The following is a 25,498-nucleotide window of genomic DNA, read 5'->3' on the forward strand; positions in this document are numbered from 1 at the left end:
GCGCGGGGTAGCGTCGACGCTGTGAGTCGCGCCGCCCTCGACAAGGATCCCCGAGATATTGCGTCGATGTTCGACGATGTCGCCCGCAGGTATGACCTGACCAATACGGTGTTGTCGCTGGGCCAGGACCGGTACTGGCGGCGAGCCACCCGGTCGGCGCTGCGAATCGGACCCGGCGAACGGGTTCTGGACCTGGCCGCGGGCACCGCGGTGTCCACGGTGGAGCTCACCAAGTCCGGAGCGTGGTGTGTTGCTGCCGATTTCTCGGTCGGCATGCTCGCGGCGGGTGGTGCGCGCAAGGTTCCGAAGGTCGCCGGTGACGCCACTCAGCTGCCGTTTGCCGATGGCGTGTTCGATGCGGTCACCATAAGTTTCGGGCTGCGAAACGTCGCCGACCAGCAAGCGGCGCTGCGTGAGATGGCCCGTGTCACCCGGCCCGGCGGCCGATTACTGGTGTGCGAATTCTCCACGCCCACAAGTTCGTTGTTCGCCACCGTCTACAAGGAATATCTGATGCAGGCGCTGCCTCGGGTGGCGCGAGCGGTGTCCAGCAACCCCGAGGCCTACGAGTACCTCGCGGAGTCGATCAGGGCCTGGCCCGACCAGGCGGCGCTGGCGCACCAGATTTCGCGGGCCGGGTGGTCGGAGGTGCGTTGGCGCAACCTGACCGGCGGCATCGTGGCCTTGCACGCCGGATACAAGCCCACCGCGGTGCCGGGTAAGGAAACCTAGGTGCCAGCCCGTTGCAGGACGCCCATATGCTCGGGGCAGTAGTGGTCGATCGCGGCGCCCAGGAACTGAAACGCCTGGCCCTGGGTGGTTCCGCGCGGCAGGTTGCGCTGCAAGAAAGTAGCCGACTTGTACGCATCGCCGTCAACGCCCCTGGTCAGCCGTTCGCAGCTGATCTTGGCAAGCCACGCGTTGTAGTCCTGCGGCCCATAGATCCCGAAGCGGTGGATCGTGTTGTTGAAGGGGGCGTCGTAGTCGTCGGCCCGCGCCGGGGCCGCCAGCCCGATGGCAACCACCGCCATGCTGGCGAGAACGGCCAGCTTCGTGCCTTTCATTAGTCGGACTATACGCCTCGGGGGGTTTGCTCTCAGCCCAGATGGGCCGACAGCAGCCAGCCGCCGACCGATTTCAGCCCGTTGGGCTCGTCGCGGACATCCAGGGGGGCGGGAATTCCGCCCCAGCCGTCCGGGAGCCTCGCGTACAGGCGGGCGGGCTTGATCTCATCGATGATCCAGTACTTGGATACCACCGCCCGCAGCTCGTCTTTGGTGACCGCATTGATTGGCCCCTCGGGTATCGCCGCCCGGTCGAACACCAACACGAAGTAGGACGCGCCAGGTGCCGCGGCACGCACGATCGATCGCTGATAGCCCTCCCGGGCCTGCACCGGCATCGAGTGGAACAGCGTGCTGTCCACGATTGTGTCGAACCGACCGGCAGATCCTGGCGGGTAGTCGGTGAAATCGCTGATGTCGGCCACCGCGAAGCTGGCGTTGGGCAGGCCGCGCTTTTCCGCTTCGCGCCAAGCCAGCTCGATGGCGGTGGGCGAGAGGTCCAATCCGACGGTGCTATGCCCCCGTTCGGCCAGGGCCAGCGAAATGGCGGCTTCTCCGCAGCCCACGTCGAGGACGTCGCCGTGAAACCTGCCCTGCTCGATCAGGGCGGCGAGTTCGGGCTGTGGTTCGTTGATGCTCCATGGGGGGCGGACACCCGCCCCGAACTGGGCGGATTCACCGCGGTAGGCGGATTCGAACTCGAGATCCAGCGATTCAGTCATGCCTCATGATATATCAACTACCCTGATATATGTCAATAAGGTTGATATACCGTCACAGGGCTTCCTGGGCTGGCGGCGAACACCACCAGGTAACGCATTTCGCTTCGACGGCTCAGTTGAACGGCGGTCGTCGATCGACCAGCCGGGACAATCGACCGCTGCCACGCCACGCCCGTGCCACCCAGTCGCGGTCGTCGTCGGTGACCAGATTGGACATCACCCGCACGGCGATGTTCATCAGCGCCGTGGAGCGCATCGTGATCGGTCCGGTCGCGGGCAGGAACCGTTGGAAGGTCAGCAACAACGCGAGCCGGCGCGCCACCGAGAAGCCGCGAGCGTAGTGGTCGGCAAGCAGCGACGGCCACAGCCGCGACGGATTACCGGAATCAAGCAGTTCGGCGGCTAGCCGTCCGGTCTCCAACCCGTAGTCGATGCCCTCGCCGTTGAGCGGGTTGACGCACGCCGCGGCGTCGCCGATCAGCATCCAGTTGGGCCCGGCTACCCCCGAAACCGCGCCGCCCATCGGCAGCAGCGCCGACGAAACCGCTCTCGGCTCGCCGGTAAAGCCCCATTCGTCGCGGCGCAGGTCGGTGTAGTAGGAGATCAGTGGCCGCAGCGCCAGATCCGCCGGCCGCTTGGACGTCGACAACGCTCCCACGCCGATGTTCACCTCGCCGTTGCCCAGCGGGAAGATCCAGCCGTAGCCGGGCAGCACGGCGCCGTCGGGGGAGCGCAGTTCCAGATGTGACGTCAGCCAGGGGTCGGCGCTGCGCGGGCTGCTCAGGTACCCGCGCACCGCGACGCCGTACACGGTCTCCCGATGCCAGCGCCGGCCCAGCTTGCGGCCCAGCGGCGACCGTGCGCCGTCGGCAACGATCAGCTGCCGGCAGCCCACCTCGGTGCCGTCAGCCAGGATTAGCGATACCACCCGTCTGGATGAATCATGATGAACGCCAACGGCTTTGGTCCCGAGCAGCATCCGAGCCCCGGAGTCTTCGGCAACTTTTCGGATCCGGTCGTCCAGCTCGAGACGGGCCACCGCGCTGCCATACGACGGAAAGGACGGACCGGGCCAGGGCACTTCCAACTCGGCGCCGAATCCGCTGATCCGCAGTCCGTGATGCCGGATGCGCCCGGTCAGCCACTCGCGCAGTCCCAGTCGTTCCAGCTCGGCGATCGCGCGCGGTGTCAGCCCGTCGCCGCAAGCCTTGTCGCGGGGGAAGCTGGCGGCGTCGATGACGAGCACGTCGCGGCCCGCGCGGGCCGCCCAGGTAGCCGCCGCTGCCCCGGCCGGTCCGGCGCCCACGACGACCACGTCGGCTCTGCGGGCGGTGGTCTGCACACTCACCAGTATGTTGGTCGGGTGAGGACTCCGGCGACGGTGGTGGCGGGCGTTGACTTCGGTGACGCGGCCTTTGCCGCGACCGTGCGTGCTGGCGTCGCGCGGGTCGAGCAACTCATCGATACCGAGCTGCGCAATAGCGACGACGTGATGACCGATTCGCTGCTGCACCTGTTCAAGGCCGGCGGCAAGCGGTTCCGCCCGCTGTTCACGGTGCTGGCGGCGCAGATCGGGCCGGAGCCGGACGCCGCCGAAGTGACGATTGCCGGCGCGGTCGTCGAGATGATCCACCTGGCGACGCTCTACCACGACGACGTGATGGACGAGGCAGAGGTCCGCCGCGGGGCACCCAGTGTCAACGCGCGGTGGGGTAACAACGTCGCGATCCTGGCCGGCGACTACCTGTTGGCGGCGGCGTCGCGGCTGGTGGCGCGGCTGGGACCGGAGGCGGTGCGGATCATTGCCGACACGTTCGCTCAGCTGGTGACCGGCCAGATGCGCGAGACCCGCGGAGTTCCCGCGGGTGCGGATTCGATCGAGCAGTACCTGAAGGTGGTCCATGAGAAGACCGGCAGCTTGATCGGCGCGGCCGGCCGGCTAGGCGCGATGTTCTCCGGCGCCGACGAGGATCAGGTCCACCGGCTGAGCCGCCTGGGCGGTGTGGTGGGCACGGCGTTTCAGATCGCCGACGACATCATCGACATCGACAGCGAGCCTGACGAGTCGGGGAAGGTGCCCGGCACCGATGTGCGCGAAGGCGTGCACACCCTTCCGATGCTCTACGCGCTGGCCGAAGCCGGGCCCGATGGCGCCCGGTTGCGTGCGTTGTTGGCCGGGCCAGTCCACGACGACGCCGAGGTGCGCGAGGCGTTGACGCTGTTGCGGGCGTCGCCGGGTATGGCCAAGGCCAAAGACGTCCTGGCGCAGTATGCGGCCCAGGCGCGTCACGAGCTGGACTTGCTGCCCCACGTCCCGGGTCGGCGTGCGCTGGCGGCACTGGTGGACTACACGGTGAAGCGGCACGGCTGATGCGGTCCGGAACCTGGCGGGTGATCTCGGGCGTTGACTAGGGTGTAATCGGCAAGCCGGGGTGCTCGTAGGAGGATGCAGACTGATGACCTGGCATCCACATGCCAACAGGCTGAAAACCTTCCTGCTGTTGGTCGGCATGTCCGCGTTGATCGTGGTCGTCGGCGCGTTGTTCGGTAGGACGGCGCTGTTCCTGGCGGCGCTGTTCGCGGTCGGAATGAACGTCTACGTCTACTTCAATAGTGACAAGCTGGCCTTGCGGGCGATGCACGCGCAGCCGGTTTCCGAGCTGCAGGCGCCGGCAATGTACCGGATCGTGCGGGAGCTGGCCACCAGCGCGCACCAGCCGATGCCCCGTCTGTACATCAGCGACACCGCCGCGCCCAACGCGTTTGCGACCGGCCGCAACCCGCGCAATGCGGCGGTGTGCTGCACCACGGGCATCCTGCGCATCCTCAATGAGCGTGAACTGCGCGCCGTGCTGGGACACGAGCTGTCCCACGTCTACAACCGCGACATCCTGATCTCCTGCGTGGCCGGTGCGCTGGCAGCGGTGATCACCGCGCTGGCCAACATGGCCATGTGGGCAGGCATGTTCGGTGGCAACCGCGATAACGGCAACCCCATTGCGTTGCTTCTCGTTGCGCTGCTGGGCCCGATCGCCGCGACGGTGGTACGGATGGCGGTGTCGCGATCCCGGGAGTATCAGGCCGACGAGTCGGGCGCCGTACTGACCGGAGACCCGCTGGCGTTGGCGTCGGCACTGCGCAAGATCTCGGGCGGCGTGCAGGCGGCCCCGCTGCCGCCGGAGCCGCAGCTGGCCAGCCAGGCGCACCTGATGATCGCCAACCCGTTCCGTGCGGGTGAGCGGATCGGGTCGCTGTTCTCGACCCACCCGCCCATCGAAGACCGCATCCGCCGGCTGGAGGCGATGGCGCGGGGTGATCGCGCGTAACCGAACGCACCTACCGTGGAACTATCGTTGACCGGCAATCGGGCTGGGGCTTAGGACCTTTCGGCGTCGATTAGATCATCGGTGTGGCGGCGCGTCCGATGGCCGCGCTCGAACACACCGTGGATCCGAACGTGTCCGCCGGTGGCGTGGTGCCGTCGCTGCCAGTCGGTAATCGCCTGGTGCGCAGCGTGATCGAGGTAGCTGACCGCGATATGCAGCCTCACCGTTGCGCGTTCGGGGACAGACGTCAGCACCCGGGTCAGCCGGGGCAGGGCAAGGAAGGTGCATGCGCCCGAGACGATCACGCGCCATTCGTCGTCTACGGGATGGGCTTCCACCTTGGCCCGTACCACCCGCCAGACAGTCATCGCGATTGCCAGAACCAGGCCAATGACGACGCCGTGCAGGAGATTGAGGAAGACGACGGCAACTATCGTCACCAGGTAGATGGCGAAATCTCCGGTCTTCACCGCGGTTTCGATGTGTGCTGGCTGCAGCAGCTGAATCCCGACGACGATGAGCAGGCCGGCGAGCGCCGCGGAAGGAATCTGATCGATCAAACCCGCGAACGGAAGCGCGAAGAGCAGGACCCAGAAGCCGTGCAAGATGGTCGAGGCACGGGTCTTCGCGCCCGCCTTGATATTCGCTGAACTACGGACGATGACTCCGGCGATGGGCAAACCGCCGATCGCTCCCGACACGATGTTCGAGGCGCCCTGCCCGATCAACTCGCGGTTGAGTTCGGTTGGTGGTCCGCTGTGCATCCGGTCCGTCGCGACCGCAGTTAGCAGACTCTGGACGCTGGTGATAAGTGTGACCGTGATGACGCCGATCGCTATGGCGCCCCAATTTCCGTGCGGAATTGCCGGCAATTGCAGTGCATTCAGTATCGAACCGTCAAGCGCGATCCGTGACACCTGGAACGGCAAAACCACCGAGACGACGGTGACCACCACGATGGCGACTAGCGGACCGGGAATGGGCGCCAATTTGGCTGGTGCCCAGCGCCAAGCGACCATGATGGCGATCACCAGCAGCCCCAGGATGACTCCCGGCTTATGCGCGCCGACAATTTGCGCAGGCAGCTCAACGACGTTGACCCAGGCCGAACTATGAGACTCTCCACCCAGCAACACGTGCGTTTGTTGAAGTGCGATGGTGAGCCCGATACCGGCCAGCATCGCGTGCACGACAACGGGTGAGATCGCAAGGGCCGCCCGTGCAACACGGCTGAGCCCCAACAGAACCTGCATGATGCCCGCGACAGCGGTGATGAAACATGTTAATGCCCAGCCGAACTCGGCGATGAGATCGGCGACGATGACGGTAAGGCCAGCCGCCGGGCCGCTCACTTGGAGCGGCGATCCGCCGATGGCTCCGCCGATGATCCCGCCGACTATTGCGGCGATCAGGCCCGCCAGTACTGGCGCGTTCGACGCGATCGCTATCCCCAAGGACAATGGCAGTGCGACCAGGAAAACGACTAGTGATGACGGCAAGTCGTGCCGGATAACCGTTTTCAACTCGTCGATTCGTGACAATGCAGGGCGCCGGTCAACCTGGTCGTGGTGATCAAGAGCGGGCTCGTCGAGCTGTTCGATGTCTCGCATCGGTCTTTCCCTCGTTAGTTGCTAGCGGGGGACGTTCCGATATCCCGCCCCAATATTGCGTTTGTAACTTTATCGTAACATGTTGGTACACAGGCGAATGCACGCGACCTGCGGAGTTGCGGGCTGGAAGCCCGGGCAACGTGTCCGACGGTAGGTGGGGCAGCCGAGTCAGGGCAACCGGACGCGCCAGGTGCATATCGAACGCAAATTTTTCCGGTGCGCTACCCGGCTAGAACCCCGAGCCGTGCACCTCGTGTCCGGGGACCTCGGCGGCCAGTCCGCTGTAGGCCTGCTCGACGGTCGAACCGTGGTTGACCACCGCGTCGACCTCACGGGCGATCGGCATGTTCAGCCCGAACTCGTTGGCGAACTCCATGATCACGCTGGCGGCCTTGACGCCCTCTGCGACCTGGTTCATCGAGGCGATGATCTCATCGATGTGCTTGCCCGCGCCGAGTTGTTCACCCACGTGGCGGTTGCGGCTGCGCTGGCTGGTGCAGGTGACGATCAGGTCGCCGAGACCGGCCAACCCGGGGAAGGTTTCGGTGTGCCCGCCCATCGCCACACCCAGTTTCGTCATCTCACGCAAGGCGCGTGCGATAACCAGCGCGCGGGTATTTTCCCCGATGCCCAGCGAGTAGCCCATCCCGACCGCAATAGCGAAGACGTTCTTGAGCGCACCCGCCATCTCGACGCCGACGACGTCGTCGGTGGTGTAGACGCGGAAGCGCCGGGTACGGAACAATGCCGACAGTCGAGTTGCCAGGTGCTGGTCGGGCATTGCCAGCACCGCCGCGGCCGCGTAGCCCTCGGCCACCTCGCGGGCGATGTTCGGCCCGGCCAGGATGCCGGCCGGATGACCCGGCAGTATCTCCTCGATAATCTGTGACATCCGCATGTTGGTGCCCTGCTCGAGCCCCTTGACCAAAGACACCACCGGCACCCAGGGCCGCAGTTCTTTGCTCAGCTGGGTGAGCACTCCCCGGAAACCGTGCGAGGGCACGCCCATCACCACGACGTCGGCGCAATTGGCTGCCTCGGTGAAGTCGGTGGTGGCGCGCAGGGTTTCGCTGAGCTCGACGTCGTTGCCGAGGTAGCGACTATTGCGATGGTTGTCGTTGATGTCGTGTGCGGTCGCTTCCGAACGCACCCACTGCAAGGTCGGTCCGCGGCGCGCGCAGATTGAGGCCACGGTGGTGCCCCAGGATCCGCCACCGAGGACAACGACTTTGGGTTCGCGCTTGTCGGCTGCCATGCGGTTCAGCGTATTGCGGTAGCCGGCCCAGGCCAAGCAGTGTAGGAGTGCCAGCCATGCGCCGGCACGGCGGAAATACCTCCCGAGGCCCCGGCTCAACTGTGCCGCTCCCCCGCTCGACTTGCGGGCGGTCCGCACGCTGGCGCGCGACGGGTACGGCTGGAGCGAATTCATCGAGCATGGATCCTGCGCCGATCAGGCGGACGTCGGGATCGCGGACGGCCTCCTGGATAAACAAGCCCAGCGCCTCGGACATGATTTGTCGCCCCCACCACCGGCGGGCGAGGGAGCAACCGAATTGAACGGAGTCGCGCTCCGGCCGGATCCAGCTACACAAGCCGACTAGATCACCGGTGCCACGCCACTCGATGATCCAGCCGCGATTGTCGACGTCCTTGAACAGCTCGATGATGAAGCGTCGCGTCTCCTCGACGTCGGAATGCGTTCTGCACGATAGGTATTGCGTCACCTCAGGATCGGAGGTGACCTGGGTGAAAAGTGCGTCGGCGTCGGCGAGCCGCAGGGGGCGCAACATCACCCGTGGCCCGGTGACGATGTTGTCGGCGGGTTTCGCCAATGCACCGGTGAAGGTACCGGCCCGAATTGTCATAGCAGCCATGCTAACGCGGATAAACTGACACTTCGGCCGGCCGTTTCCTGGCATCCGCCACCCTCAGATCCCGCGGCTGGGAACAACGCGCAGATCTCTTTCATCCGAAATCTACGGGTGAACCACTTGCGCACCGCTGCGTACACGGGTACTGCGGCCGAATACCATCGCCTCCTCGATCCGGTCGAATCGGTAGTCGATGGCGTCGGCGAAGTAGTTCTGTCGCACATTCCACGGCCGCTTGGTGCCTGACTTGGGCAACGCGTGCAGCGCCCGCCGCACATAGCCGGCCTGAATGTCCCACGACGGCTTTTCGTCCATCGGCTGGTTGCCCAGGTGTGGGGATGCGTGGGTGTAGTCATGAGCGGCCATGTGCGCCAGCAGCTTTGCCGTCGCCCGAGCCGTCATGTCGGCGCGCAGCGTCCAGGACGCGTTCGTGTAACCCACACACCAGAATAGGTTGGGCACGTCTTCGAGCATGTGTGCCTTGTAGACGAAGCGGTCCTGCGGATTGATCTCTGTGCCGTCGAGGCTGATTGCGGCCCCGCCAAGCGCCTGCAGCTGCAGGCCGGTGGCGGTGACGATGATGTCCGCGTCGAGGTGCCCACCGGCCTTGAGCGCGATTCCGGTGGCGTCGAAATGGTCGATATGGTCGGTGACCACTCCGGCGCGGCCGTCCGCGATGGCGAGGTAGAGGTCAGCGTCGGGAATCAGGCACAACCGCTGATCCCACGGGTTGTACCGGGGCGTGAAGTGAGTGTCGATGTCGTAGCCCTCGGGCAGATTCTTGATCGCGGTGCGCCGCAGCAGCCACTTCACGAACACCGGTATCTTGCGGGACAAGAACCAGAACACCGCTTCCAACAGTGCGTTGTACATCCGGACGATCAAGTGAGAAGCCCTGGAAGGCAACGCTTTACGAACGATGGCAGCGAACTTGCTATATCTGGATGCCGACGCGAGGTAGGTCGGGGACCGCTGCAGCATGGTCACCTTTTCGGCCCGGTCGGTCAGCGACGGGATCAGCGTGACCGCGGTGGCCCCGCTGCCGATTACCACGATCTTCTTGCCGGTGTAGTCCAGGTCCTCCGGCCAGTGCTGCGGGTGCACGACGGTGCCGCCGAACTGTTCGATGCCGGGAAATTCTGGTGTGTAGCCCTCGTCGTAGTTGTAGTAGCCGCTGCCGAAAAACACGAAGCGGCCGCGGCACTGCTTGGGCACGCCGTCTTGCTCGAAGGTGATGGTCCAGGTGTCGGTGGATGAATCCCAGTCCGCTGCGCGCACGTAGCTGTTGAACTGGATGTGGCGGTCGATGCCGTATTTGTGGGCCATGTTGGCGAGGTACTCACGGATGTGCACGCCGTCGGCGACGCCTTCCGCGCGGGTCCACGGCTCGTACGGAAAGGCCAGCGTGAAGATGCTGCTGTCGGAGCGCACGCCCGGGTAGCGGAACAGATCCCAGGTGCCGCCGATCCGCTCCCGGCGCTCCAGGATGGCATAGGTCAACGCCGGGTTGCGCTCGATGATCCGGTAGGCCGCGCCCAGTCCCGAGATGCCGGCGCCGACAATGACGACGTCGACGCAGCCGGTGTGGGTGCCGGCGGCTTGGGGAGTCACGCTCATCGCGAACCTCGCTTGCAGTCTGGGATCCGTGACCAGCGTAGGCACCGGCCGGTGGGCTGGCGCTGCAGGCCCGTCAGGAAGGCTCCATGAGCACGTCGACGTGTAGCGGCGCGCACCGGTCGATCAGCCAGATCTGATCCGCCGGGCTGGCGAAGATGCGGGCGTGGGTCGGGTCTTGGACAAACGCCGGAGCGCATCGGTCGCCGAAGAAGACGTACGCCTTGGCGTCATTGCATTGCCGGGACATCCACACCAGCCCGTCCAACCCGACGCCATGGGCCGCCTCGGCCCACCGCACCGTGCTGCAATAGCTGGACGCGGGGCTGGCGGTGAGGTCGGCGGCGGTGACCTTGAGGCGGCGTAGCCCCGTGCCGTGCAGGACTCCGACGCGCAGCCCCTGCGTTACTTCCAGCCGGACCAGGACCTTGCCGGCGTATTGGTCGTAGGGGAGCAGGCCGCCCGCGGCGGGGATATCGTGCAGCAGCGTTTCGGCGATCGCCGCGTCCTCGGTGTCGGCGGCGTACATGATCGGCACCGTGGGGTCGCCGAAGAAGCCGAACCGGGTCCGGGCGCCGTATCCGGGATTGAAGTCGGTCGCGGTGCGCGTCGCGGAGAGTACCCGGTAAAGCAGGTGACCCGCCGCCAGGGTGGCGATGGCCGGGTCGAACGGGGCCGGTGGTCGTCGCACTGGTCCGCTTACCAAGAGACGGCCAGCGCCTCCGTCGCCACCGCCACCACCCGGTCGGGGTCGGTGCGCAGGTGGTCGACCGGCCGGTCCCCGGCCAGATAGGTGGTCGGCGAGCAGAGCCATTGCACGAGGCCCGCCTCCGACCAGCCGCTTGCCTGGGCCACCTCACGCAGCCGCGCGATGACGGCCAGCGGCTTTCCGTCCGGTCCGAACTGAAACCCCGGGTAGGAACGGTAACTGCCCAAGCGGACCGCGACCAGCGCCTTGTTGCGGTGTGCGGTGGTGGCCAGGTTGCGCGGCGCGCTGGACCGCGACCCCATGCGTTTACCGGCCTCGGTGCTGGTCAGCATCCCGAACTCGGCCTCGATGCGCGCGTAGACGTTGTGCTCGGCCTGCACCGCTCGGGCGATCGCGGGCTCGGTGTACACCGTGACCGACGACAGCGCGGAGCCCACGGCGCGCGCGCTTTCGCGAACGCGCTGGTTCGCTGCGTCCAGTTCGGCGACCGTGGGGCTCATGACCGTGCTCCTGCATTCAGTTCGTGCGCTATCAGTTTACTGCACGAAACGAATGCCCCGTCCGGCGTGACCGCCGCGGCTACCGGTAGTTCACGAACTGCAACGCCACGTCCAGGTCGGCCTTCTTCAGCATCGTGATGACGGCCTGCAGGTCGTCACGCTTTTTGCTGGTGACGCGCACCTCTTCGCCCTGGATCTGGGTCTTGACGTTCTTGGGCCCCTCGTCGCGGATGAGCTTGGTGATCTTCTTGGCGTTCTCGCCGCTGATGCCCTGCTTGAGGGTGCCGGTGACCCTGTAGGTCTTGCCGGAGGCCTGTGGCTCGTCCGCGTCGAAAGCCTTCATCGAGATGTCACGGCGGATCAACTTCTCCTTGAACACGTCGACCGCCGCCTTGACACGCTCCTCGGTGGACGAGGTCAGCTCGATGGCCTCGTCCCCCTTCCACGCGATCTTGGTGTCGGTGCCGCGGAAGTCGAAGCGCGTGGCCAGCTCCTTGGCGGCCTGGTTGAGCGCGTTGTCGACCTCCTGCCGGTCGACCTTGCTGACGATGTCGAACGATGAATCCGCCATCCGATCCGTCCCTTCGTTGGGTGATAGCCGTTTGTGCTCTGTCTACCCGGTCGTTGTACCCTGCTAGGCGGCAGGTTGCCCGAGCGGCCAATGGGAGCGGACTGTAAATCCGTCGGCTTACGCCTACACAGGTTCGAATCCTGTACCTGCCACCAGTTGATGTGCGCGTCGCACCCGGTTGTCACCCCCGGCATCGCCGTCGCCAGTCCCGGGCACCCAGCAGCCGCGCCACCAGCGCTTGCGCGTGCTGTCTAGGGATACCAGAAGAGCTCCTTCTTGGGCGCTAGACGGTCGGCGACAACGCTTTTGGTCTTGCAGCAGTTGCGGATTCCCGATGCGCCGCCGCTACGGGCGCCGACGCCGGATTCCGACCAGCCGCTCATTGGCACCGGAAACTGCAAGACGTTCATCACCACGTTATTGACGTTGACCGAGCCGGAGTTCAGTTGGCGGGCCAGGCTCATGCCTTTCGCCTTGTCCGTGGTCCAGACGCCGCCCGACAAGCCGTACGTCGAGTCGTTGGCCAGCTCGATCGCCCGCGCAGCGGTGTTCGGCCCTGCGCTCAGTGGCTTTCACGGAGCAGATCGGCGGCCTTCTCGCCCACCATCACAGCGGGTGCGTGCGTGTTGCCGTGCGGGATGACCGGGAAGACGGAGGTGTCGGCCACGCGAAGTCCGTCCACGCCGTACACGCGTAGCTCGGCGTCGACCACACCGTCTGCCTCGGAACCGATCCGTGCCGTGCATGATGGGTGATAGGTGTGCTGCGCCTCGCGCCGTACCTTCTGCTCGAGTTCGGCGCGGGTGCCGGCAGAAGCACCGGGGTGGATCTCCGGGCCGGTCACGGCGCGCAGCGGTGCGGTGGCCACCACCTCGCGTATCCGCTCGATCCCGTCCACCATGGCGTCCATGTCGGCGCGTTCGGCGAAGTAGTTGTACGTCATCGCGACTGCCGCTTTCGGGTCGGCGCTGCGCAGCCGCACAGAACCTTCGCTGAGTGAACCGACCAACGAGAGTGACAGGGTGTAGGCCGCGTGATGGTGCGTGCCTTGACCGTGGTCGTAGAAGTAGGCCGGAGCGCCGATCACTTGCATCGACGGTGCCGGGTCGCCGGCGCGGGTATGGAAGAACGCGCCGACCTCACCGAAGTTGGAGGTCAGCAGCCCCCGGCCGCGGACAAAGTAGTTGAGCAGCTGCCGGGGTGACTGCGGCTCGGCGTGGGTGCCCCGCGCGGATGTCTCGAAGTTCATCGCGTAGAGCGGGTGGTCCATCAGGTGCGCGCCGACGTGGGGGTTGTCGACGATCGTGTCGATCTGCTGCTGTGCCAGATGGTCGGCCGGCCCGATGCCCGACAGCATCAGCAGTTGTGGCGTGTGCAATGCGCCAGCCGACAGAACGACCTCCCGTTCGGCGCACAGGAATTCCCGGGTACCCCGGCGTTCGACGTCGACGCCGATGGCACGTTCCCGCCTGATGCGGACGCCGAGGACGTGCGTGTCGGTAAGAACCGTGAAGTTTCCTCGCCTGCGTGCGGGCGCCACGTAACCGTCGGCGGTGGTCCAACGGCGACCACGTCGCTGATTGATCTGGTACAAACCGGCGCCGAGCTGCTCGGCGCCGTTGAAGTCGTCGTTTCGCTCGATGCCGGCGGCAACCATCGCCTCTACCATCGCGTGGCTCAGCTCGTTCGGGGACCGGAGGTCCTCAATGTGCAGCGGTCCCGCGCCACCGTGGTAGGTGCTCTCGCCACGTGAGTTGTTCTCCGACCGGCGAAACAGCGGCAACACATCGTCGTAGGACCATCCGGTGGCCCCGTCCTTGGCCCACGAGCCGAAGTCGGCCCGGTTGCCTCGGATGTAGATCATCGCATTCATGGCGCTGCAGCCGCCGAGCATTTTGGCTCGCGGGTGGTACAGCGAGCGACCCTGAAGGAAGGGCTCGGGCTCGGTGTAGAGCTCCCAGTCCAGTGCCGTCTTGAACTGCTTTGGGAAAGCCGCCGGCATCCGCACGTTGAGGTGCCGGTGGGTACCGCCGGCCTCGATGAGCAGGACGCGAACGGAGGCATCCTCGGACAGTCGGCTGGCGACCACGGCTCCCGCGGAGCCTGCACCGACAACGATGTAATCGTACGAACCCATTGCTAGTTCCTCTCGGTTTGGGCGTGCTGGAACCGTCGCAGCCGGAGTCGACCAGCGCCAATTATCGGGGACACAGGACTTCATCCGGAGTTGGTATGCCGGTGCGGTCTCCGTATCCCACCGCGGTCTCGAGCCACCACACACAACATGTTGAATTCGCTTGGGCTGCAAATAGTTAGTATGGAGCTTTCAGGACAGCGTAAAGCCCGACGGCCGACGCCAACTCGGCAGTCGTTCGTCCATCCGGGTGGCAATCTCGTTGCTGCAGCCGGCCGTATCGAACTCGGGGTCGAGTTCGGCGTCGCGACGACTATCCGTCACTCCTCGACGATATTTCGTTCCGGCCGAGGCGCCGTCATGTGGTCTCCAGCTCGGCGAGACTGTCCTCCAGGTAGTCGAGGAGGCGCTGCAGGTGCGGCACCGTGCGGCGGCAGCCCGTGATGCCGAAATGCATCGATCCGGCACTGCTGAGCACGGTCATGTTCAGCCCCTGGCCTTCGAACGGAATGGAGACGGGGTAGACACTTTCCAACAGCGCGCCGTTCCAGTACAGCGGGTTCGGCGGGCCCGGTACGTTCGAGATGATCACGTTGAACAGCGGCGGGATGACGCCCGCACCGGGCACCGCACCAAGCGTCAATGGCGTTGCCATCAGCACGCTACCGGCTATCTGAAACTGCGTCGGTGACATGTTGGCGATGGCTTCCTTCGCCGTTTCCATCGAGGCGCGGATCGCCGCCAGCCGTTCTCGGGGGTCCGCGATGTCGGTGGCCAGGCTGCACAACACCGATCCCACCGCATTCCCGCCTTCGCGACTCGACGTCTTCCCGCGCATCGCCAGCGACACCGGAATGGCCGAGATCAGCGGTCGCTTAGGCAGGGCGTCTGCTGCCTCAAGATAGCGGCGCAACGCACCGGCACACATGGCCAGCACCATGTCGTTTAGCGTCGCCCCGGACGCTGCGCCGGCGCGCTTCAGCCGCTCGATGGGCCAAGATTGCGCGGCGAACCTGCGGGCACCGGTTATCGGGGCATTCCACATCGTCTTCGGCGCCGGAAGCGACACCCCCTCACGCTGGCCGCGCAGCAACGCGGTGGCCAGCTTGGTCAGGTTGGCGGTGCCGCCGGCCATACCGATTGCCGACTCGCCTGCGGCCTTGATCGAACTAAACAGTCTCCCAACCAGATTGCCCTCATCTTCAGGGTTGGGCGGTGGTTCGGCGCCACGGGGGCGAGCGGCCCAGAACGGCGAGATGGTGGCGTCTGGATCCTCCGACAGCGAAGTAGTCAACAGGCGCATCCCGGCGACGCCGTCGACCAACGAGTGGTGAATCTTGGTGTAAGTCGCGAATCGACGGCCCTGTAAGCCTTCGATCAGGTGGAACTCCCACAGCGGGCGGTGCCGATCCAACAGACCCCCGTGCAGCCGGGAAACAAGGGCAAGCAGCTCACGTACTCGGCCGGGGGCCGGCAACGCGGACGGCCGCACGTGATAGTCCAGATCGACGTCATCGTCAATCTCCCAAAACAATTGGCCAATACTGCTGACCGGGGTTCGTGGCCGCTGTCGCAACAGCGGACGCAGCTCGGTGAACTTGAGGGATTCTTCGAACAACTGGCCGACGTAGTCACGTTTAGCGCCACGCGGCAGTTTGAACACTTGGAGTGCACCCACGTGCATCGGATGTTCGCGGGACTCCAACATCAGAAATGCGGCGTCCTGCGGTGCGATCATTGCCATTGTTGGAATCCCGCCTGTTGGCTATTCATGTCCATAATCTCCGGTTCCCAGTTCTGTCAAGACTTCGTGGTAGACCCAATTGCATGAGTTCTCTTGCCGAAGAGACACGGTGGATGGATGCCACGGATCAGGCGGCGCTGGTGGCCAGGGGTGAGGTCACGCCGAGCGAGCTGGTCGCGGCGGCGATCGAGCGGATCGAGCGATCCAACCCGTCGTTGAACGCCGTGGTGATGGAGTGGTTCGAGCATGCCCGGTCGATGGCCGCCGATCCAGCGCTACCCGAGGGGCCGTTCCGCGGCGTGCCGTTTCTGCTCAAGGACCTCTATACGAGCTTCGCGGGTCAGACGTTGTCCAACGGCAATGTGGCGCTGAAAGAAGCGGGCAAGATCGACGTCGCCGACACAACCCTGGTGTCCCGGTTCAAGGCGGCGGGGCTGGTCGTAGCGGGGCGAACCAATAGCAGCGAGATGGGCAGCCTGCCGACCACCCAGCCGGTGGCCTGGGGACCGACCCGCAACCCGTGGGCGCCGCAGTGCACGCCGGGTGGCTCGAGCGGCGGGGCCGCCGCCGCGGTGGCCGCCGGGATGGTCCCGTTCGCCAACGCCTCCGACGGGGGCGGAAGCATCCGCATCCCGGCGTCGTGCTGCGGGCTGGTCGGACTCAAGCCGAGCCAGGGCCGCATCACGGTTGGGCCGGCGCGCGCCGAGGTGGGGCTGGGGGTGGAACTGTGCGTTAGCCGCACGGTGCGCGACACGGCTGCCCTGCTCGATGCGGTGTGCGGTCCCGGTGTCGGCGACACCGTGATCGCACCCGCGCCGCAGCGGCCCTACATCGCGGAGGTCGGCGCCGACCCGGGTCGGTTGCGCATCGGGCTGCTCGACGTCCATCCGCGCGGCGACTTTCTGCACCGGGACTGCGTCGCGGCGGTGCGTGCCGCGGCGTCGATGCTGGAGGGGCTTGGACACGTTGTCGAGCCGGGGTGGCCGACCTGTCTTGCCGATACCGCCTTGCCCCAGAAGTTCATGACGCTGTGGGCGACGCAGCTGGCAATGGCGGTGCGCGGGTTCGGCGAAACGCTCGGGCGGCGGCTGACGGCCCACGACATCGAGCCGGTGAACTGGGCGGTCATCGAGCGCGCCAAGGAGTTGACCGCCGTCGACTATGCCGCGGCTCAGGCTGCGGTATGGGCGTTTCGGCGCGCGTTGCAGCAGTGGTGGGCCGACGGTTGGGACCTTCTTCTCACGCCGACGGTGGCCGAGCCGCCGCCACCGCTAACGGAGTTCGAGAACAACCCCGACCATCCTTCGGCGCCGATGCGCCGCGGTGGCCAGTTCGCCGCGTTCACGCCGCCCTTCAACATGAGCGGGCAGCCTGCGATCAGCCTCCCCCTGCACCGCACCGCCGACGGCCTCCCGATCGGTATCCAGCTAGCCGCCGCCTACGGGCGGGAAGACGTCCTCATCCGCCTTGCCGCCCAACTGGAGTCGGCCCATCCCTGGTCGTCCGATCACCCGACGATTCCATGATCCGCGGCGCGGGCTCCTTCGCTCGGTAGCATTGCCCCATGCCGTTGACCATTCCGGCGACCAGCGAACGCGACGATGACGGCTGGGCTGATTACCCGACGCCCATCGTGTTGACGCCGGCGGAGGCGGGCGACATGTCGCCGGGTGACGCCGATCCGGCGGCGGCGGTCATCGGGTTCTACGCCGCACTGATGCGAGGCGACGACGACCTAGGCGGCCACCTGTTGTGGCCCGACGACGATGTCATCATGCGCAAGCTCGAGACCTTGCGCGGCTGGACATTTCGCAAGCTAAAGATCCGATCGGTACGGTTGCGTGGCACCCGCAAGGCGACCATGCGTATCGACTTCGAGATCGAAATCGACGGCAAGCGCGACGACGGCACCGATGAGATCAAGCTGGTGCGCGACGGTGACGACGGGCCCTGGCGAATCGAGCGCCCGCCGACGTGATCGGTTCTCGGTCGAAAGACGGTGCCGGGTACGGCTGTAGTGGAGCACCCGGTGATCAAGCAATTTCGGGAGGCTAGCGGATGGACCGATTGAGTCCGGATCGGATCATGGCGATCGGCGCCGGGTACGGCCCGTCGAAGGTACTGCTTACCGCGGTCGGACTCGGGCTGTTCACCGAACTCGGCAAAGAGGCGATGACGGCGGAGGCCATTGCCGAACGGCTCGGGTTGGTGACACGACCGGCAACAGACTTCCTCGATGCCTTGGTGTCGCTGGACTTGCTGGCGCGCGACGGTGATGGACCCGGGTCCCGCTACCGCAATACGCCTGAGACAGCCCACTTTCTGGACGAGGCCAGCCCCGCGTATCAGGGTGGCCTATTGAAGATCTGGGACGAACGCAACTACCGGTTCTGGGGGGATCTGACCGAAGCGCTGAAGACCGGCAAGGCGCAAAGCGAGGTCAAGCGAACCGGCCGGCCGTTCTTCGAGGCGCTCTATGCCGATCCCCGTCGGCTCGAGGTCTTCATGGCCGCCATGGACTCGGCATCGCGCCGCAATATTGAGCTACTCGCCGAGCGCTTTCCGTTCCAACGCTACCGGCGTCTGTGCGATGTGGGCGGCGCAGATGGTCTGCTGTCGCGGATCGTCGCGGCGGCTCACCCGCACCTGCAGTGCGTCAGCTTCGACTTGCCGGCCGTCACCGAGATCGCGCGGCGCAAACTGACGGCCGACGGGCTGGGTGAACGGGTGCAGGCGGTCGCCGGCGATTTTTTGGCCGATCCCCTGCCGGCCGCCGACGTCATCACGATGGGCCAGATCCTGCACGACTGGAACCTCGACCGTAAACAGCAGCTGGTGGAAAAGGCCTACCAGGCGCTGCCCGAGGACGGGGCATTCATCGTGATCGAGACGTTGATCGACGACGCGCGGCGCGAGAACACCGAAGGACTGATGATGTCGCTGAACATGCTCGTCGAGTTCGGCGACGCGTTCGACTACTCGGGTGCCGACTTCCGCGAGTGGTGTGGCGCGGCCGGATTCCGGTCCTTTGAGGTCATCCCGCTCGCCGCCGGCTCCAGCGCGGCCGTCGCCTATCGGTAGCCCCGCCGACTCGTACAGGTGCGCGTGCCGGATGGTTTCGGCGAAGTTCCGCGCATGTCGCAATGACACACCACGACTGGTTGTAAGCGCGGTAGGAGCCCAGCCGGCGGCTGGCCTGGCGGACGTCGTTGAGGAATCCGTAGCCCGATTCCATCGCGTTGAACGTGGCGCGTGTGGCGATCCGGTCGCCCTGCGACAGCTGCGGCCACCACCGATCCTCGGGTAGCCGTGATAACGACTTCGACATGATCTTCAGCCCAGCATCACTGGCTACCAGCCGGCGAATGGCGGCCCCCGTCATCGGCTGGGTCGCGGGCCCGAAGGCTAGCGGGACCGCGACGTCGTCGCGCGGTTAGGGGTGGCGAATCTCGACCGGTCCTGCGCGGGTGACCACGATCTGGTTGCCCATCACCATGTCCATGATGGCCGACGTCGAGCCGCCGGGCAGGCACGCCGAGCCCTGTCAACCAAGCGGTCGCGAACTCGGGCTTCGGCAACCGGGGGGCTTCAATGCGGGTAACAATGCGTCGTTTCTTCGACTTGTGATGCCCTGGTGTTGCGGCTGTTTTTCACCTGTCATTCGCGCGCATGCCCGTGGCGTCGGGTAATTTGTCCGTGAATTCTGTGCACGCGGTCGCGATAACGCCGGTCGTAGAATCGTGTCCATGAGCAAGATTCCGCGTGCCGCGCTGCCGCCCGGACCTCGCCTGCCCCGATTGGTGCAGGCCGCATTGATCTTGTTCCGGGGGGCGCATTTTTTGTTCGCCTGTCAGCGCCGGTATGGCAGCGTGTTCACGCTGCGGGCCGCGGGTGTGGGCGCGATGGTGTATCTGAGCGATCCGGCGGATATCAAGACGGTGTTCGCCGGCAATCCGAGTGTTTTCCACGCCGGCGAAGCGAACGCGATGTTGGCCGGGCTGCTCGGGGACAGCTCATTGCTGTTGATCGACGATGACGTGCATCGGGACCGGCGCCGCTTGATGTTGCCGCCATTCCATCGCGACGCGGTCGCGCGCCAGGCCGGGCTGATGGCCGAGATCGCCGCGGCCAATATCGCCCGGTGGCCGGTGGGCAAGGATTTCGCGGTGGCGCCCAAAATGTCTGAGATCACCCTCGAGGTGATCCTGCGGACGGTCATTGGCGCCACCGATCCGGATCGGCTGGCGGCGCTACGCAAGGTCATGCCGCGGCTGCTCAACGTCGGTCCGTGGGAGACGCTGGCACTCGCCAAGCCGGAGCTGCAGCGACACCGGTTGTGGCGGCGGCTGAGTCGGCGCATCGCGGAGGCCGACAAGCTGCTCTACGCCGAGATCGCGGACCGCCGCGCCGACCCCGACCTGGCCGCACGCACCGACACGCTGGCCATGCTGATCCGCGCCGCCGACGAAGACATCGCAAAATCAGACGGCGCGATGAACGACCGTGAGCTGCGCGACCAGCTGATGACCTTGCTGGTAGCCGGTCACGACACCACCGCGACGGGCCTGTCCTGGGCGCTGGAGCGGCTGACCCGCCACCCGGCCATCCTGGCCAAGGCGGTGCGGGCGGCAGCTGCCGGCGTGGCGGGTGATCCGGGCGGCGACGAGTACCTCGACGCGCTGGTCAAGGAGACGTTGCGGATCCGTCCGGTGGTGTTCGACGTCGGCAGGGTTCTTACCGAGCCGGTCGAGGTGGCCGGCTACCGGCTGCCGGCCGGCGTCATGGTGGTTCCGGCGATCGGGTTGGTGCACGCGAGTGCGGAGCTGTACCCGGACCCGGGCCGGTTCGATCCCGATCGGATGGTCGGCGCGACCTTGAGTCCGACCACCTGGTTCCCGTTCGGCGGCGGCAATCGCCGCTGTCTCGGCGCCACTTTCGCCATGGTCGAGATGCGGGTCGTGCTGCGGGAAATCCTGCGCCGGGTGGAGTTGCGCACCACTACGGCAGCCGGCGAACAACAGAAGCTGAAGCACGTCATCTGGGTGCCCCGCCGCGGCGCGCGCATCACTGCCCGGGCGATCCGGGACGTCCCGTCAGCGTCGGAGTCATCGGCGCAGACACCGAAATGCCCGGCCGCGAAAAGCGACACGGCGCCAACGAGCGCCGCGCCGCCCAGGTAGGAGAGGCGTCGTCAGCCGAGCTCACGTTGCACCATGGGCAGCACCTCACCCGCGAGCAGTTCGATTGTGCGGCATACGATCCGGTGCTCCATGCCCATCCATTGGACCCTGGCGACAAGCCGGGTGAATTCGATTGCGCGCGCCAGCCGCACCAGTTCCTCGGCGCAATCCTGGGGTGATCCAATGATCACTCGTCCCGCCAGCAGCTCGGGAACACCGTTGGCCGCCGCCGGATCGCCAACCACCTCGGTGAACAATCCCCAGCGATGGAAGATCTGGTAGCTGGCCTGCAGGTAGGGCACGGCCTCGCGGAGCGCGGTGGCGCGGTCTTCGGCCACCACGATGTTGCGCAGCAGCGGAAAGTCGGTTGGCCGCGGCTTGCCCAGCACCTCCAGCCGTGCGTTGAAAGCCTGCGCCTGGTCGACTATCACCGAATCGGTCAGGTGCGATGACGCCACCCAGGTGTCGCCTACCGAGGTGTCGGCCAGCTCAGCGGCCCGTTCGACGGACCGGATAACGCTGCCGCCCAACCAGATCGGCGGGCGTGGCCGCTGGACGGGCCGCAGCGCGAGCGCACAATCCTCGACCCGATAGTAGTTGCCGTCGAAGCAAACCCGATCATGCGACCACAAGCGGGTAACCAGATCCAGCGACTCGGTGAACCGCCCGACACGCTCGCCCCGGTCGATGCCCAGCAACGCAAATTCGTCGTGGGCCCAGCCCGCCGCAACCCCGAGGATAAAGCGGCCGCCGCTCACCACATCGAGAAACGCGCCGTCGACCGCGACTTGCAGCGGGTGGTGATAGGGGAGCACCAGCATGCAGGTGGACAGCGACATGCCGGTCGCGGCCGGGGCGAGGTGCACCAGAGTCTGAAACGGCGGCAGCCATGCCGCGGAGCCGTACGGCAGGTGGGTTCCGATGGTCACACCGTCATAGCCCGCGGCCCGAGCCGTCGATACCTGCTGCACATGCTCGGCCAACCGGATGTCGAGCGGATCCCCAGCTGGGTGCTCGGGGTTGATGAACAGCGTCAACCGCATGAAGCCAAACTCTATTGGATAGTGCCGCTGCCGGGTCTACATGTCGTAGTCGGGCAGATCGAACTCATCACGCATGCTGCCGGCGAACAACTTGCTCAGCGGCTCAAAGTTCATCGTGCGCATCGCCACGTTGCGAAACCATAGGCCGAATCGGGTTCGGGTGGCGAAGAACCAGATGAACCGCGCCGCGCGCGCTTGCTTGCTTTCGATGAAGGGGCGCAGCCGTGCCTCGTAGGCATCGAAGGCGCGACGGTAGTCGCCCCCGGCCAGCGCGAGCTCCCCGGCCAGCACGTAGGCCTCGGTGATCGCCAGGCCGGTGCCCTCGCCGCCGAGCAGCGAAATGCACCCGGCCGCATCGCCGATCAGCAGTACCCGGCCGCGCGACCAGCGGTCCATGCGGATCTGGCTGACCACGTCGAAGTACAGGTCGTCGACGTCATCGAGGGTCGCCAGAATGTCCGGGCCTTCCCAGCCGACGTCATCGAACTGATTGCGCAGCTCATCTTTTGGTGCCAGGCCTGGGCTGTCGTGCTCGGCGCGAAAGATGAACAGGAACATGGTGCGGTCGCCGCGCAACGCGAAACGCCCCAGCTGTCTGTCGCGCGTGTTGTGCAGCACATAGCTCAGCTCGTCGCGGGGTCGGTAGCCATCGACCACGCAGGCAGCGACCTTGCAGCCGAGGTAGTGCTCAAAATCTGGGTCCGGGCCAAAGACCTGGCGACGCACGTTGGAGTGCAGTCCGTCGGCGCCGATGACCAGGTCGAAATCGCGGGGCGGGGTCCTTTCGAAGGTGAGGTGGACGCCGTCGCTGTGCTCGTCGATGGTGACGATGCTGTCGTCGAAGATCGTTTCGACCTTGTCTTCGATCGTCGCGTAGATCGCGGCGGCCAGGTCGCCGCGCGGCAGGCTGGTGAAGTCGTCGCCGACCATGCGGCGAAAGACGTCGACGCTCAGGTCGGCTTTGACCTCGCCGTTGCGACCGATGGAGCGGACGCGTTCCATGTGGTAACCGGCCGTGCGGATCGAGTCCCCGATGCCCATACGCTTGGCCACCTGGTACCCGACTCCCCAGAAGTCGATCACGTAGCCGCCGGTGCGGAACTGCGGCGCCCGCTCGATCACCGTCGGAGTGTGGCCGGTGCGGTGCAGCCAGTGGGCTAGCGCCGCGCCCGCCACGCCGGCACCGCTAATCGCTACCTTCACACAGCCTTTGTACTGCAACGGTGCTCGGCGTGATTCGGCCACTCCGCAACCCATTGATCAATACGTTAGGAATCGCTAACGTATTGACGTGTGCCCGACATGCTGGAAGTCGCGGCAGAGCCGACCCGGCGCCGGCTGCTGCAGCTCCTGGCGCCGGGCGAATGCACCGTCACCCGGCTCGCGTCGCAGTTCCCGGTCACCCGTTCAGCGATATCGCAGCATTTGGCGATCCTTGCCGAGGTGGGTCTGGTCACTGCCCGCAAGCAGGGGAGGGAACGGTATTACCGGCTCGACGAGCGCGGGGTGCTGCGGCTTCGCGCGCTCCTGGAGTCGTTCTGGAACGACGAGCTGGACCGTCTCGTCGCCGACGCCACCCACTACCCATCGTCACGAGGAGACTTCGCCATGGCGTTCGAAAAAACAGTCGTCGTGCCCCTGGCCCCAGCACAGACCTTCGCGCTGATCACCCGGCCCGACCGGCTTCGGCGCTGGATGGCCGTCGCCGCGCGCGTCGAACTGCGCGCCGGCGGTTCCTATCGATGGACGGTGACGCCCGGCCACACCGCGTCCGGCGCGGTCGTCGACGTCGACCCGGGCAAGCGGGTCGTCTTCACCTGGGGTTGGGAGGATCATGGCGACCCACCGCCGGGCGGGTCGACCGTGACCGTCACGCTGACCCCGGTTGGCGGCGGCACCGAGGTCCGGCTGGTCCACGACGGGCTGAGCGAGGAGCAGGCCGCGCGTCACGCCGAAGGATGGAACCACTTCCTGGACCGGCTGGTCGCCGCTGGCAAGCATGGTGACGCCGGTCCCGACGAATGGGCCGCAACGCCCGATCCGCTCGACGAATTGTCCTGCACCGAAGCAACTTTGGCTGTTCTTCAGCATGTGCTGCGCGGGATGGATGCCACCGACCTGGCCGCGCCGACGCCGTGCACGGAATATGACGTTTCGCAACTGGCGGATCATTTGATGCGGTCCCTGACGATTATCGGCGGGGCGGCGGGCGCGCAGCTGCCGCCCCGCGACAAAGACGCGCCACTGGAGACTCAGGTTGCCGACGCGGCACAGGTGGTGCTTCAGGCGTGGCGCCGACGGGGTTTGGACGGCACGGTCGAGCTGAATTCGAACCAGGTGCCCCCGACTATGCCCGTCGGTATCCTGTCGCTCGAATTCCTCATCCACGCTTGGGACTTCGCCATTGCCGCCGGGCGGCCGCTGGCGGTATCCGAGCCGGTGTCGGAGTATGTATTGGGGGTGGCCCATCAGGTCATCACCCCGCAAGCCCGCAACTACGCGGGCTTCGCCGAGGCAGTGGCGGTCCCGCCCGACGCCGCGGTCCTGGATCGACTGATCGCTTTCACCGGCCGCCGGCCGGCCATCGCTCCCGTATCCACCAACTAGCGAAAGGTCAACCATGCCCAAGAGAACCGAATACGCGCCAGGCACGCCGAACTGGGTTGACCTGCAGACCACCGATCAGTCGGCCGCCAAGGGGTTCTACACAACGCTTTTCGGCTGGAGCTACGACGACAACCCGATGCCCGGTGGCGGTGGGGTGTATTCCATGGCCACCTTGAACGGGGAAACCGTGGCCGCCATCGCGCCAATGCCTCCGGGCGCACCGGAGGGCATGCCGCCGATCTGGAACACCTACCTCACGGTGGACGGCGTGGATGCCGTGCTGGACAAGGTGGTGACCGCGGGAGGTCAGGTGCTGATGCCTGCCTTCGATATCGGCGATGCCGGCCGAATGTCGTTCATCGCCGATCCGACGGGCGCGGCCGTGGGACTGTGGCAGGCCGATCAACACATCGGCGCAACGCTGGTCAACGAGACGGGCACGGTCATCTGGAACGAATTGCTCACGGAGAAACCAGATTTGGCGCTGGTCTTCTATGAAGCGGTGGTTGGCCTGACCCACTCGACGATCGAGATGGCTCCGGGCCAGAACTACCGGGTGCTCAAGGCAGCCGGAACGGATGTCGGTGGCTGTATGGAACCGCCGATGCCCGGTATACCCAATCATTGGCATGTCTATTTCGCGGTGGACGACGCCGACGCCACGGCCGCCAAGGCGGCCGCGGCGGGTGGTCAGATCACCGTGGAGCCGTTTGACATTCCGTCGGTGGGACGGTGCGCCGTCTTGTCCGATCCGCAGGGCGCGATATTCAGTCTGCTGACGCCCGCACCGCAGCAGTAGGGCA

Annotated in this window: 24 protein-coding genes, 1 tRNA gene and 2 pseudogenes; 11 read left to right on the forward strand and 16 right to left on the reverse strand. The window is 66.0% G+C overall.

The genetic code is table 11. The features are described from left to right. Positions 1 to 21 precede the first annotated feature (21 nt). Positions 22 to 732, forward strand: a complete 711-nt coding sequence (locus AADZ55_RS03640) for a demethylmenaquinone methyltransferase (RefSeq protein WP_085323563.1) — start codon at positions 22 to 24, stop codon at positions 730 to 732. Here AADZ55_RS03640 and AADZ55_RS03645 read toward each other — a convergent pair. The 3 genes from AADZ55_RS03645 to menJ form a co-directional block, all read right to left on the reverse strand. Continuing rightward, positions 729 to 1,064, reverse strand: a complete 336-nt coding sequence (locus AADZ55_RS03645) for a DUF732 domain-containing protein (protein WP_085323562.1) — start codon at positions 1,062 to 1,064, stop codon at positions 729 to 731. The genes AADZ55_RS03640 and AADZ55_RS03645 overlap by 4 nt on opposite strands. Before the next feature lie 32 nt (positions 1,065 to 1,096). Further along, positions 1,097 to 1,786, reverse strand: coding sequence for a class I SAM-dependent methyltransferase (locus AADZ55_RS03650; protein ID WP_085323561.1), 690 nt, complete (start codon positions 1,784 to 1,786; stop codon positions 1,097 to 1,099). Positions 1,787 to 1,898: 112 nt separating this feature from the next. After that, complete coding sequence (menJ, locus tag AADZ55_RS03655) at positions 1,899 to 3,128, reverse strand: menaquinone reductase (protein ID WP_085323759.1); 1,230 nt, start codon at positions 3,126 to 3,128, stop codon at positions 1,899 to 1,901. Between the two features lie 21 nt (positions 3,129 to 3,149). Between menJ and grcC1 the strand changes: the two genes are divergently transcribed. Then, entirely contained in the window at positions 3,150 to 4,157 is a 1,008-nt protein-coding gene (gene grcC1 / locus AADZ55_RS03660; protein ID WP_085323560.1) for a nonaprenyl/(2E,6E)-farnesyl/geranylgeranyl diphosphat synthase, read from the forward strand. A gap of 85 nt (positions 4,158 to 4,242) precedes the next feature. Then, positions 4,243 to 5,112, forward strand: coding sequence for a zinc metalloprotease HtpX (gene htpX / locus AADZ55_RS03665; protein ID WP_085323559.1), 870 nt, complete (start codon positions 4,243 to 4,245; stop codon positions 5,110 to 5,112). 50 nt (positions 5,113 to 5,162) lie between these two features. Here htpX and AADZ55_RS03670 read toward each other — a convergent pair whose 3' ends face one another. Beyond that, on the reverse strand, positions 5,163 to 6,722 hold the full coding sequence (locus tag AADZ55_RS03670) for a SulP family inorganic anion transporter (RefSeq protein WP_085323558.1): 1,560 nt from the start codon (positions 6,720 to 6,722) through the stop codon (positions 5,163 to 5,165). Positions 6,723 to 6,951: 229 nt separating this feature from the next. Further along, positions 6,952 to 7,977 carry an NAD(P)H-dependent glycerol-3-phosphate dehydrogenase gene (locus AADZ55_RS03675; protein WP_085323557.1) on the reverse strand — a complete coding sequence of 342 codons (1,026 nt, stop codon included), beginning with the start codon at positions 7,975 to 7,977 and terminating at the stop codon, positions 6,952 to 6,954. A gap of 109 nt (positions 7,978 to 8,086) precedes the next feature. Between AADZ55_RS03675 and AADZ55_RS23450 the strand changes: the two are divergent. Continuing rightward, positions 8,087 to 8,323 (forward strand): annotated as a pseudogene (locus AADZ55_RS23450) (hypothetical protein); the annotation flags it as partial. Here the strand turns inward: AADZ55_RS23450 and AADZ55_RS03680 are convergent. The 5 genes and pseudogenes from AADZ55_RS03680 to AADZ55_RS03700 all read right to left on the reverse strand — a co-directional run. Further along, positions 8,234 to 8,641, reverse strand: a pseudogene (locus tag AADZ55_RS03680) (GNAT family N-acetyltransferase); the annotation flags it as partial. The pseudogenes AADZ55_RS23450 and AADZ55_RS03680 overlap by 90 nt on opposite strands. A gap of 57 nt (positions 8,642 to 8,698) precedes the next feature. Beyond that, a complete protein-coding gene (locus AADZ55_RS03685) occupies positions 8,699 to 10,210 on the reverse strand; it encodes a flavin-containing monooxygenase (protein ID WP_085323556.1) in 1,512 nt (503 codons plus the stop codon). A gap of 73 nt (positions 10,211 to 10,283) precedes the next feature. Beyond that, positions 10,284 to 10,898, reverse strand: a complete 615-nt coding sequence (locus AADZ55_RS03690; RefSeq protein WP_165759334.1) for an RES family NAD+ phosphorylase — start codon at positions 10,896 to 10,898, stop codon at positions 10,284 to 10,286. A gap of 8 nt (positions 10,899 to 10,906) precedes the next feature. Beyond that, positions 10,907 to 11,416, reverse strand: a complete 510-nt coding sequence (locus AADZ55_RS03695) for a hypothetical protein (RefSeq protein ID WP_119184885.1) — start codon at positions 11,414 to 11,416, stop codon at positions 10,907 to 10,909. Between the two features lie 79 nt (positions 11,417 to 11,495). Beyond that, positions 11,496 to 11,987 (reverse strand): YajQ family cyclic di-GMP-binding protein, encoded by a 492-nt coding sequence (locus tag AADZ55_RS03700; protein WP_085323554.1) that lies wholly within the window; start codon positions 11,985 to 11,987, stop codon positions 11,496 to 11,498. Positions 11,988 to 12,056: 69 nt separating this feature from the next. On the opposite strand from AADZ55_RS03700, the gene AADZ55_RS03705 reads away from it, so the two are divergent. Then, positions 12,057 to 12,142 (forward strand) — tRNA-Tyr (locus tag AADZ55_RS03705). Positions 12,143 to 12,238: 96 nt separating this feature from the next. Here AADZ55_RS03705 and AADZ55_RS03710 read toward each other — a convergent pair. The 4 genes from AADZ55_RS03710 to AADZ55_RS03725 form a co-directional block, all read right to left on the reverse strand. Next, the gene (locus AADZ55_RS03710) at positions 12,239 to 12,490 is read right to left on the reverse strand and encodes an aldehyde dehydrogenase family protein (RefSeq protein WP_242669979.1); all 252 of its coding nucleotides are present in this window, start codon (positions 12,488 to 12,490) and stop codon (positions 12,239 to 12,241) included. A gap of 59 nt (positions 12,491 to 12,549) precedes the next feature. Further along, positions 12,550 to 14,124: a GMC family oxidoreductase gene (locus AADZ55_RS03715; RefSeq protein ID WP_165759333.1), complete on the reverse strand. Its 1,575-nt coding sequence runs from the start codon at positions 14,122 to 14,124 to the stop codon at positions 12,550 to 12,552. A gap of 189 nt (positions 14,125 to 14,313) precedes the next feature. Continuing rightward, a complete protein-coding gene (locus tag AADZ55_RS03720) occupies positions 14,314 to 14,445 on the reverse strand; it encodes a hypothetical protein (RefSeq protein WP_278248558.1) in 132 nt (43 codons plus the stop codon). Positions 14,446 to 14,479: 34 nt separating this feature from the next. After that, positions 14,480 to 15,865: a WS/DGAT/MGAT family O-acyltransferase gene (locus AADZ55_RS03725; protein ID WP_085323551.1), complete on the reverse strand. Its 1,386-nt coding sequence runs from the start codon at positions 15,863 to 15,865 to the stop codon at positions 14,480 to 14,482. Positions 15,866 to 15,948: 83 nt separating this feature from the next. On the opposite strand from AADZ55_RS03725, the gene AADZ55_RS03730 reads away from it, so the two are divergent. The 4 genes from AADZ55_RS03730 (at position 15,949) to AADZ55_RS03745 (ending at position 21,045) form a co-directional block, all read left to right on the forward strand. Beyond that, complete coding sequence (locus tag AADZ55_RS03730; RefSeq protein ID WP_085323550.1) at positions 15,949 to 17,391, forward strand: amidase; 1,443 nt, start codon at positions 15,949 to 15,951, stop codon at positions 17,389 to 17,391. Between the two features lie 38 nt (positions 17,392 to 17,429). Continuing rightward, positions 17,430 to 17,843, forward strand: a complete 414-nt coding sequence (locus tag AADZ55_RS03735) for a hypothetical protein (RefSeq protein ID WP_085323549.1) — start codon at positions 17,430 to 17,432, stop codon at positions 17,841 to 17,843. Between the two features lie 80 nt (positions 17,844 to 17,923). Further along, a complete protein-coding gene (locus tag AADZ55_RS03740) occupies positions 17,924 to 18,946 on the forward strand; it encodes a methyltransferase (protein ID WP_085323548.1) in 1,023 nt (340 codons plus the stop codon). Positions 18,947 to 19,611: 665 nt separating this feature from the next. Beyond that, the gene (locus tag AADZ55_RS03745; protein WP_085323546.1) at positions 19,612 to 21,045 is read left to right on the forward strand and encodes a cytochrome P450; all 1,434 of its coding nucleotides are present in this window, start codon (positions 19,612 to 19,614) and stop codon (positions 21,043 to 21,045) included. An 11-nt stretch (positions 21,046 to 21,056) separates the two neighbouring features. Here AADZ55_RS03745 and AADZ55_RS03750 read toward each other — a convergent pair whose 3' ends face one another. Continuing rightward, positions 21,057 to 22,088 (reverse strand): LLM class flavin-dependent oxidoreductase, encoded by a 1,032-nt coding sequence (locus AADZ55_RS03750; RefSeq protein ID WP_085323545.1) that lies wholly within the window; start codon positions 22,086 to 22,088, stop codon positions 21,057 to 21,059. Positions 22,089 to 22,124: 36 nt separating this feature from the next. Further along, positions 22,125 to 23,291, reverse strand: coding sequence for an FAD-binding domain (locus AADZ55_RS03755; protein ID WP_085323758.1), 1,167 nt, complete (start codon positions 23,289 to 23,291; stop codon positions 22,125 to 22,127). A gap of 99 nt (positions 23,292 to 23,390) precedes the next feature. Between AADZ55_RS03755 and AADZ55_RS03760 the strand changes: the two genes are divergently transcribed. Then, positions 23,391 to 24,695 (forward strand): TIGR03086 family metal-binding protein, encoded by a 1,305-nt coding sequence (locus AADZ55_RS03760; protein WP_085323757.1) that lies wholly within the window; start codon positions 23,391 to 23,393, stop codon positions 24,693 to 24,695. 13 nt (positions 24,696 to 24,708) lie between these two features. Then, positions 24,709 to 25,494 carry a VOC family protein gene (locus AADZ55_RS03765; protein ID WP_085323544.1) on the forward strand — a complete coding sequence of 262 codons (786 nt, stop codon included), beginning with the start codon at positions 24,709 to 24,711 and terminating at the stop codon, positions 25,492 to 25,494. The last annotated feature ends 4 nt before the right edge of the window (positions 25,495 to 25,498 follow it).

The organism is Mycobacterium decipiens, assembly GCF_963853665.1.
Classification (GTDB): domain Bacteria; phylum Actinomycetota; class Actinomycetes; order Mycobacteriales; family Mycobacteriaceae; genus Mycobacterium; species Mycobacterium decipiens.